At 45.7% G+C, this 8,432-nt stretch carries 10 protein-coding genes and 1 pseudogene; 3 read left to right on the top strand and 8 right to left on the bottom strand.

Annotated features, from left to right (window positions below; genetic code table 11):
- Positions 1–588: 588 nt before the first annotated feature.
- The 3 genes from ACQ4M5_RS41385 to ACQ4M5_RS41395 all read left to right on the top strand — a co-directional run bounded on the left by ACQ4M5_RS41385 (position 589) and on the right by ACQ4M5_RS41395 (position 2,826).
- Entirely contained in the window at positions 589–1,683 is a 1,095-nt protein-coding gene (locus ACQ4M5_RS41385) for a tyrosine-type recombinase/integrase (RefSeq protein ID WP_430681632.1), read from the top strand.
- Between the two features lie 381 nt (positions 1,684–2,064).
- Positions 2,065–2,229 (top strand): hypothetical protein, encoded by a 165-nt coding sequence (locus tag ACQ4M5_RS41390; protein ID WP_430681633.1) that lies wholly within the window; start codon positions 2,065–2,067, stop codon positions 2,227–2,229.
- Between the two features lie 48 nt (positions 2,230–2,277).
- Positions 2,278–2,826, top strand: a complete 549-nt coding sequence (locus tag ACQ4M5_RS41395; protein ID WP_430681634.1) for a hypothetical protein — start codon at positions 2,278–2,280, stop codon at positions 2,824–2,826.
- 306 nt (positions 2,827–3,132) lie between these two features.
- On the opposite strand, the gene ACQ4M5_RS41400 is transcribed toward ACQ4M5_RS41395, so the two are convergent.
- The 8 genes and pseudogenes from ACQ4M5_RS41400 to ACQ4M5_RS41435 all read right to left on the bottom strand — a co-directional run.
- Entirely contained in the window at positions 3,133–3,546 is a 414-nt protein-coding gene (locus tag ACQ4M5_RS41400) for a type II toxin-antitoxin system VapC family toxin (RefSeq protein WP_430681635.1), read from the bottom strand.
- 6 nt (positions 3,547–3,552) lie between these two features.
- Positions 3,553–3,855 (bottom strand): type II toxin-antitoxin system Phd/YefM family antitoxin, encoded by a 303-nt coding sequence (locus ACQ4M5_RS41405; RefSeq protein ID WP_430681636.1) that lies wholly within the window; start codon positions 3,853–3,855, stop codon positions 3,553–3,555.
- A gap of 428 nt (positions 3,856–4,283) precedes the next feature.
- Complete coding sequence (locus tag ACQ4M5_RS41410) at positions 4,284–4,412, bottom strand: hypothetical protein (RefSeq protein ID WP_430681637.1); 129 nt, start codon at positions 4,410–4,412, stop codon at positions 4,284–4,286.
- Positions 4,413–4,899: 487 nt separating this feature from the next.
- Positions 4,900–5,919 (bottom strand): PDDEXK nuclease domain-containing protein, encoded by a 1,020-nt coding sequence (locus tag ACQ4M5_RS41415; protein ID WP_430681638.1) that lies wholly within the window; start codon positions 5,917–5,919, stop codon positions 4,900–4,902.
- 54 nt (positions 5,920–5,973) lie between these two features.
- The gene (locus ACQ4M5_RS41420) at positions 5,974–6,909 is read right to left on the bottom strand and encodes a ParB/RepB/Spo0J family partition protein (protein ID WP_430681639.1); all 936 of its coding nucleotides are present in this window, start codon (positions 6,907–6,909) and stop codon (positions 5,974–5,976) included.
- Positions 6,906–7,661, bottom strand: coding sequence for a ParA family protein (locus tag ACQ4M5_RS41425; RefSeq protein WP_430681640.1), 756 nt, complete (start codon positions 7,659–7,661; stop codon positions 6,906–6,908). Before ACQ4M5_RS41425 ends, ACQ4M5_RS41420 begins: the two co-directional genes overlap by 4 nt.
- 206 nt (positions 7,662–7,867) lie before the next feature.
- Positions 7,868–8,326, bottom strand: coding sequence for a hypothetical protein (locus ACQ4M5_RS41430; protein ID WP_430681641.1), 459 nt, complete (start codon positions 8,324–8,326; stop codon positions 7,868–7,870).
- Positions 8,323–8,432: pseudogene (locus tag ACQ4M5_RS41435) on the bottom strand (IS5/IS1182 family transposase); the annotation flags it as partial. The gene ACQ4M5_RS41430 and the pseudogene ACQ4M5_RS41435, both read right to left, overlap by 4 nt.

Below are 8,432 nucleotides of genomic sequence, written 5' to 3' on the forward strand. Positions count from 1 at the left end.
TCTGCGTGCCTTAACTCGCTACTTATTGTTCGAGAATTGGGATCATTTGCTGACCTTTATGATTGAAGGACTGGAGTTAGAAGTCCCGCCCAACTCCAGTTGATTTTTCATAATGAGAATTGCTGTTCAAAACTGAGCCGCGCTCGTCTCTCTCTTCTCGATTCAGACTCAGTTCAACCATCTTTGATATCTCACAGTTCTTACTGTCACCGCTTTTTAAGCGTTGCGCTGCAATTCAAGCATCAATTTCTATTGACGAGAAAACTAATCTGTATTTCTGAAGCGTTCATTCAGTGGAAGTGACAGCTAAATGTGTAAGTACTGCCTTAGAACAACTAGACTTGGAGTGTCGCTTCTAAAACGCTTTCATTACACACCAGTTTTAGATTCAATGTTTGCTCAGATTATCATTTCGAGGCTGAACGTTTGCTCAAGTTATGCTTTCAAAGCAGTGAAACAAAATCAGTAATGAGAACAGCAGAATCAGCATTTCAGAAGGTATTTGGCTCACATTATGCTTTCAGAATGGCTCAGGTTATGCTTACAGTGACAAGAGGCACCGTGGTAAATTAAGTTTGAAACCATAAGTTGAGCCAAACAAGAGGCGCGATGTCTGCGAATTTCAATCCCCTAATTCGGATGGTGGTCTCAAATTCGGAAGCGCAATTGAAAGAGCCGAGTATTACTCGATCGCCAGATCGCTCAGAAGTATTGCGAACCGAGATCCCAGATTTGCGTCTGGAGCGCATCAAGGAGTTTTTGCAGGCAAGTAATCTTGCACCCAATAGTCAGAAGTCCTATCGCATCGAGTTGGAGCGATTTGTCAACTGGAGCAGTAAAGCGTGGATTGATGTCACACCCAGAGATATTGCTCAGTTTAAGCAGTATCTCGTGAAAGACTGCACCACTCGTCGAGGAAAACCGCTGTCTCCTGCTGCCATTAATCAAGCACTGACCGCACTCAAAAGCTTTTACCGCTGGTTCCAATTAGCAGGATATATGGAGATTACGGCGGTTTTGCCAACCGCTGCGGTGAAGTTTCAGAAGTTGGGCAAACCCTTGCCGCGTCATTTCAGCAAGGAACAGATGGAAAAAATTGCTCAAGCGATCGCTCAAGAACTTTCGGGTAATGAGGAGGTCAATTGGCGCGATCGGGCTTTGTTGGCAGTGTTGACGCATGGCTTAAGAGCAGAAGATGTGGCGCAGTTGAATGTGGGAAACTACGATGGAACGCGGCTGCGGTTTGTCAGGAAAAAGGATGATGAAGAAGCGATCGTGCCCCTTCGTCAAGCAGCCCGCGATCACATTCAGGCTTATCTAGAACGCAGGCGCTCTCAACATGAGGTGTTGACCAATGAGAGTCCACTGTTCTTGTCCTACGACTTCCACAATCGTGGCAATCGTTTGGGATATCAAGGGATTTACTACTTTGCGAAAAACCGATTGGGTGAGGCGACTGGAATTGAGAACCTCACTCCTCATCGCTTTCGTCATACGTATGCGTCAGAATTGGTGGAGTTGGGGATTGATTCGCTGCTGGCACGAACATTGACTGGGCATCGCTCTGAAAAGGTATTTGAGCGCTACATTCAGGGCAAGCGACTCGCAGCGGCGGAATTTGCGTTTTATCAAGCGATTAACGAGAAAGCGCCTGATTCGGAACAGCAAAAGCCAGAAAATTAAGTCCGTATGGCTCGACTTGCTACTCGGTAACTATCGAATAGAACGACGTGGCAGTGATTTTTATGTTGGAGATATTTGGGTGTATCTGGGTAGATTTGATGATAGGGTTACATCGAAACAGTTTCGGATCTCGATCTATTCCGACATCATCATGTGAAACACGGATGCAGCAAGCATTTCAGCTTTTCTAAACGCACCAGTTCTAAAATCTTGAACTTCTGAAACCGCCTCACAGTAGTCGTTCTAAAAACGATGGGACACGCTTTGCGTGAGCCAGAGGCAACGAAATAGCTTCGGATCTCGATCTATTTCGATCCCGACACTCAAGTTTGGCAAGGCTCGAATTTGATCAATGAGGTTGAGGGTGAGCATTGTGTGGGCATGACCCCAGCTGAAGTGATTTATTATGTCGAAGCCATGCTGGGAGTGTTAAAGGAAGCCTATGACATTCCATATTTTGCCGATATCGAACAGCTTGATCCTGATTACTGCCCAATTCGCCCTTGTCCCCGTCATTCAGCTCGTTTTGGGCAATTGTGCGTATGAGCTAATGCTCTGGAAGCTCAGACTTGGGAGACGCTTCACAGGGAGGCGGTGTGGCGATCTCTGGGGGAGTCGATCGAGCATTTGGATACGCCACAACAACTTCAAATCATTGGACGAACGATCGAACATTTGGTTGAGTTGTTTGTCACCTCGTCGGAACAAGTGTTTGAGGAACTCGATGCGACGATGACAAAAGAAGGTCCGCAGATGACGATCGAGCCATTTCTGCCCTATGTCAGGCAAGGCATAGAAATTGATTTTTCTCAGTTCATGGGCGGGTTCGATCGGGAGAGCAAACGGGATTCTTATGCACCAAGAATGCTGGGAACGGTGGAAAGTCAGGAAGAGGGGACGATCGTGGCTGAAGTGGATTCTGCCACGCTTGCAGATGCTGTGGAGGGATTAGGGTCAGGAGAAACCGACTTAGAAACAGCAATCTCACTGTCGCATATTGAAGACGTAGAAGCGTGGGCGAGTGCGATCTCAGCCTATTTTGAAGCGGTTGAGGTGGAAACCGTTTCTTTACAGATGCTTCAGCAAGAGATCGTATTACCGTGGATTGAGATTTGGCTCGGTCTACTGCTTGGAGGCTTTTGACTAGAACAACGTAGGAGAGACTTTTATACTGAGGAGATTTGGGTGAGTGACAGACTTCGAGCCGATTCGACTTGTTGAGCAACCTGAAAGATAGGATTACGTCGAGATAGATCTGGATTTCAATCGATTTCGATATTATCTGATGAAACGCTTGCAGAACAGAGGTTACAACCTTTGCAAGTAAAACTATTCTGAAAACTTGAACTTCTGAAACTAGCTCAGAGCCAGCGTTCTGAAAACAACGGATCGAAATAGATCCCCACAGTGAGTGATAAGATTAACTGCCATTTGGCAACGACTGCTCGATCATTCAAACCAGTTCTCGATCGACAACCCGGCAAAATCGGAGTAATCAGAAACATTTCGGGTAACGAGGACCAGATCATTGACGGCAGCAATCGCAGCGAATTGCCCATCTGCATACGAAGGCGGTCTTTCCAAACCTGTTAACCTTGCCCGTTCAAGCGCAAACCACTCAGCAGCAGCCCTGTCATAGGGAAGAATTTCAAGAGCACGTAGAACAATTTGTTGAAGATACGTTTCTAACTGTCGCTTTCGCCGTGACTCTGGTGAGCGATGAAATCCATACAGCAACTCGTGCCACATTACAGCAGCAATTCCCATCTCTCGAATATTCTGATTGAATCTCTCAACCACTAAGGCATTTGGCTGCACCTTAAAGGGTTCTGACGCGATATTTGTATCGACTAAAAAGCGCATTCTGCTCTACCACCTTGGTTCTTCTGGCGCAGGAGTGCGATCGCGGACATTCTCAAACACATCATCTAAATCTTCATCGACCCCTTCTGCCGCCATTTGTTCTCGAAAGTTTGCATATCGTTCGGCAAAGCTTACTTGATCAAGTTCTCTTTTTGATGTTGGAGGAACGACCTGAGCCAGGGGTGTTCCCGACTGCAACACCACAAAGCTTTCTCCTGCTTGCACTCGCTGCAAATAGGCAGGTAGATCTTTTGAAATTTCTCCGATCGTGATTTCGCGCATTCCTTTCACCTCCGCAGTCGATATCAAAGATCGTACCTCAAATTCTCCTAGCGATATCTCCGTGCTGAAACCCTAGTAAGGCAATACTGCCGTCAATCTGCTCTAGAATTGTGCTGATGCTCCTCGATTTCTCTGCGTAGTAAGTCGTAGCAATCGACTAATTGCCGGAAACAGAAAAACCCTTACGGTTAAGAATCCTGGGACGCAACGCAGGAATGAGCGATTCGAGAAGTGTTAGCATTCCCCCTAAATCATCCCCAGCAACCTGGCATTTTGCGACTGTCGCGAGGTGAAAAGTTGTGATAGGTTTGGACGAAGTTCAAGAGTTTAGCGGACAGGAGACAATCATGGCACTAGCGGAATCATTTCTTGCGTGGGAACAGCAGACTCAAGAGCGGAGTTAGCAAGAGGAGCGGCGCGCGATCGCACTTAATATGCTGCGCGATCGTCTCCCTCTAGAACAAATCTCCCGCCTGACCGAACTCATGATCGCCCAAGTTGAAGACCTCTAAGCAGAGATAGAACAGATTTAGCGATCGCAGTAACCAATACGCCTCTAAGATCTCACTCACTGAATCCGCCATCGCTGCTAATTTATCACGACCGCTTCTTCGATCATAGGATTGAGTGTGATCGTACTTTATCCAAGCACGACCTCTAAATCAGTAGACTGATTTTCTGTAACAAGTGCGCTCACACTCTCACTGTTCTTCTGCTCCAGGGGACTCCGCGATCGCACAATTTTCTTAAACGCTGCTTGTGCGGTCCTGTCATTTATGATCCGAGAATGCAGAATCGTAGTTCATTGTGCTGCCCGCATTACCATCTCAGGCATAAGGCAAACCAAGTGGTAGAAAGCGCCGAAGTCTATATAGTGTTTGACTGTAGGATGTGAGCCAGGTTCTCAACTTATGCTTTCAAAACTAAGGAGCAATGTCTTTGGCACAGGGAACCTGCTTGTATGAAATGCCGACTACCTTGCCAAAGTTTCTAGAATGAAACCACTTTGCATAGAGAGCTTTATTGTATGAAATTAGAGCTGGAATAGCGTCTAATCAACCTTTGGTAGAATTAGTCCAAATCTTCCAACAACTTCGCTACCTGTTCAGGAGCAGGCAGTTGCCCTTTTAACTCCTGCGGTAGTGTCGAGGTCACGCGGTAAGTTCCGACTCCAATCGGCTTTGTGGCATCCTTCAACGCATATTCCACTGTCATTTTATCTTTTGTCTTACATAGAATGATCCCTACTGAGGGCTGCTCGTGCGGAAGTCTTACCTGATCATCCAGTACAGCAAGGTAAAACTGCATTTTGCCGATGTACTCCGGCTCGAACTCTCCAATCTTTAAATCGATCGCAACTAAGCATTGAAGCGATCGGTGATAGAGAACAATATCGATGAAATATTCTTTTGTGCCAACTTCTAATCGATATTGGCTTCTCACAAAGGTGAACATCCCACCCATTTCTTGTAGGAAAGGTTCAACTTTCGCCAAAATAGCAGTTTCAAGTTGCCGCTCCGAATACTTATCCCCCAACTCCAGAAACGGAAACGTATATTCGTCTTTCACCGCTAATTTAGCTTGATTTTGAATCTCTTCGGAAACTGTAGCCTCAAAATTCGTTTGATTTAATAAAGTCTTTTCATAAGATTGATTTTCGATTTGGTGAAGCAGAACGTTCTTCGTCCAGCCATATTTACGAGTCATTCGGATATAGAACTCTCGCTCCAAATCATCCTTACACTTCTCCATAATGACTAAGTTATGAGTCCAACCAATTTCTGCAACCAATGGTTGCAGTTTTTGATTCTGGCTATAAGTGACATAGAAACTCCGCATGTTCCAGATGTTGCGGACAGAAAAACCGCTTATTCCTGGAAACTCAGCCTGGAGATCCTTCGCTAACTGCTCAACGATCGACTTCCCCCAACTTTCTCCCTGTTGACGAGCTACAATCAAACTTCCAATATCCCAATACAGGGCAATCAGTTCTTTGTTGACTGCCTTAAGCGCCTCGTATTGAGCAGACCGAATTCGCTGCTTAATCTCAACTAGGAGGACACTGTATTCCCCTGAACCTAATTTGCTCATTCAATCTATCCTTTCAAGTACTGAGGCAGAAGATGCTAGATTTTTCACTCAGAACTAGTCTGTATTAGAAACCAATGATTTTAGATCGGCGAGTAGCTTTTCCAACTTTTTCTGTTTCTTGGGATCGTCCCAAATCTTCGATCGTTTAGCAAGCTTTAACACATCGTCAAATTGATTTTTTAACGAGGGTTGATTTGCTGCTGCCGCAGCATTCGACTTGAGGCTTGCGATGCGCTCTTTAATCTCTGTTAGAGGAAGGTCTTGAGCGAGGCAATCGCTGAGTAAGTCTTTGCGCTGCTCCTCATCTTTGACACGAGCAATCGCTTGAGCCTTGGTGTAAGCAAGTTTACCCTGCTGTAGAGCCTCTAAAACGTCGTCAGGAAGATTGAGTAAGGGAAGTCGATTATTGACAAATGATTCCCATGTCATCGTTCCCAATGAAGCAAAAACCGCTTGTACTACGTCATTTTCTGAACTGCCCATAACGTTATGGGCAACTTTTCCTTTTGCCTCATGTTGCATCCGATAAAGCAACTTGGGCAGTTGATCAATGTTCATTTTTAGCTTGAGTGCCAGAAGCTGTAGAACTCCTTCCGTTTCTTCGACTGGGTTGAGGTCTTCTCGCTGCAAGTTCTCAATCAGAGCCAGTTGCACTGCCTGTTCATCGGTCAGCTCACGAATTACAGCAGGAACATCCGTCAAACCTGCTTCTTTTGCAGCGCGGTAGCGCCGTTCTCCAGCAACCAATTCGTAAACATCCGACCCATCCAGGATTCGTACTAGCAACGGCTCTAAAACTCCATGTTCTTTCACAGAGAGTACGAGCTGTTTCATCTTCTGGGGATCGAAATAGCGACGAGGCTGTTGATTCGGCAGCCGAATACGAGCGATCGCGATTGTATTAGGGGCAGGCGTATTTTCAGCATCTCCAAACAATGTCACCGGAGCCGTAATCTTGCCTCCAAACGTACGCTCACGTTTTGATGTCATCTTAGCTTCTCCATCTCTTTAGCGATTCCGTCTAATACCTTTTTAGCTGGATGCTTAGGGCTATAGACAGCCAACGGCATTCGTTCCATTGAAGCATCTGCGAAGACAGTTGACTTAGGAATAGCTGGGAAAATTTTACCCATTGGGGCAAGCTGCTCTTGAATCGCCTTTAACGTTAACTCGTCATGAGAGTTGCGACCGTCATACATCGTAGGCACAAATCCCGCAATTTTGAGATTTCGATTCGGTTTGGCTTTTACCTTCTGCAAAGTTTGCAAAAGCATATCCGTTCCCTGAAAGGCTTTGAACTGCGTCTGGATCGGAATTAACAGGTAGTCTGTTGCTACTAAGGAAATGTAGCTCAGCATTCCTAAGCTAGGTGGGCAGTCGATCAAGATGAAATCATATTGTCCTTGAACTGGCTCTAAGGCATCTTTGAGCCGAGTATCACGCATATAAGCAGTGACTAACTCCTGCTCAGCATCAGAGAGTTTCAACTGCGCGGGCACTAGATCCATGCCGCGAATCTCTTTATGAATAGGCAGTTCTTCTTCGGGTACGATCGCGTTATAGACTGTACAACCTAGCTCTCCTGGCTCCAGTCCCATAAACGTAGTTAAGGATGACTGAGGGTCCATATCGACTAGCAGCACTCGTCGCTTTCTTTGAACCAAGCTGTAACCTAAGTTCATTGTCAAAGTTGACTTTCCAACTCCGCCAGCTTGATTAAATAGTGCAATGACTTTTCCCATTTATCTCAAATGCCAATTGTCTTGAGAGCAGCATACCGTAGTTGGAAGTGTCTAGCTCATCTTCTTTCGCACATGATGATATTCCATAACTCAACCTAAGAGGTTACTTCAGTTGGTATTAAATAGCCGCCATGCTCAATAAAGAATTTATAGCAGAACGAGACTACGCCCGCAAAGCCTTGGAGCAAAGACAGCGCCCTTGAAGATTAAGCCCCAACTTGTGATGCTTTTGCAGTTTGAATTGCATTCTCTAGATGCAACAGTTGATCAGCACTAAGTTTAGGAATTGCTCTCAGAATTGCGTCAAAAGGTAATATTTCACGATCGCATTCTGAGACATCAGGTGAAGGAATGATTTGATGTGCTTCTGCTTGGACTGGCTCAATAGCAGTATCTTCAGAGTCGCGAGTTTCAGAAAATTCAGCCGGATAAACATCAAGTTGAAACTTTGTATCTTGTTGGGCGATCGCAGGATACCATTTACGACAAACTGAAGGGCGTTCGTATTGCTGTTCTAATCCAAACGCCGATCGATAAAAGCCACACCAATATTCGTCTGAACCGACTGCGTGAGAGTCTGACTCATACCAACCGCAGGAAAGACACGAAGGTTTCTGAAAATCCTTGGTTTGAATCGAATGGAGTAGACCTCCTGCACGAATCAAATTGGATGAGCAAGCTCATAGTTCAGCAAGCCTGCGATCAAGTTGAACCGTAGCCCAAATCGCCTGCGACGGTTACGGTAGCGCTCCGATAAGATGCGAAAAATCT

This window comes from Leptolyngbya sp. AN10 (genome assembly GCF_050565645.1).
Lineage (GTDB): Bacteria > Cyanobacteriota > Cyanobacteriia > Leptolyngbyales > Leptolyngbyaceae > Leptolyngbya.

Bases quoted from the DNA above. Each gene is read 5' to 3' on its own strand.
- ACQ4M5_RS41390 (WP_430681633.1), top strand. From the start codon at position 2,065: ATGACCCCAGCTGAAGTGATTTATTATGTCGAAGCCATGCTGGGAGTG.
- ACQ4M5_RS41400 (WP_430681635.1), bottom strand. From the start codon at position 3,546: ATGCGCTTTTTAGTCGATACAAATATCGCGTCAGAACCCTTTAAGGTG.
- ACQ4M5_RS41410 (WP_430681637.1), bottom strand. From the start codon at position 4,412: ATGGCGGATTCAGTGAGTGAGATCTTAGAGGCGTATTGGTTACTGCGA.
- ACQ4M5_RS41415 (WP_430681638.1), bottom strand. From the start codon at position 5,919: ATGAGCAAATTAGGTTCAGGGGAATACAGTGTCCTCCTAGTTGAGATT.
- ACQ4M5_RS41420 (WP_430681639.1), bottom strand. From the start codon at position 6,909: ATGACATCAAAACGTGAGCGTACGTTTGGAGGCAAGATTACGGCTCCG.
- ACQ4M5_RS41425 (WP_430681640.1), bottom strand. From the start codon at position 7,661: ATGGGAAAAGTCATTGCACTATTTAATCAAGCTGGCGGAGTTGGAAAG.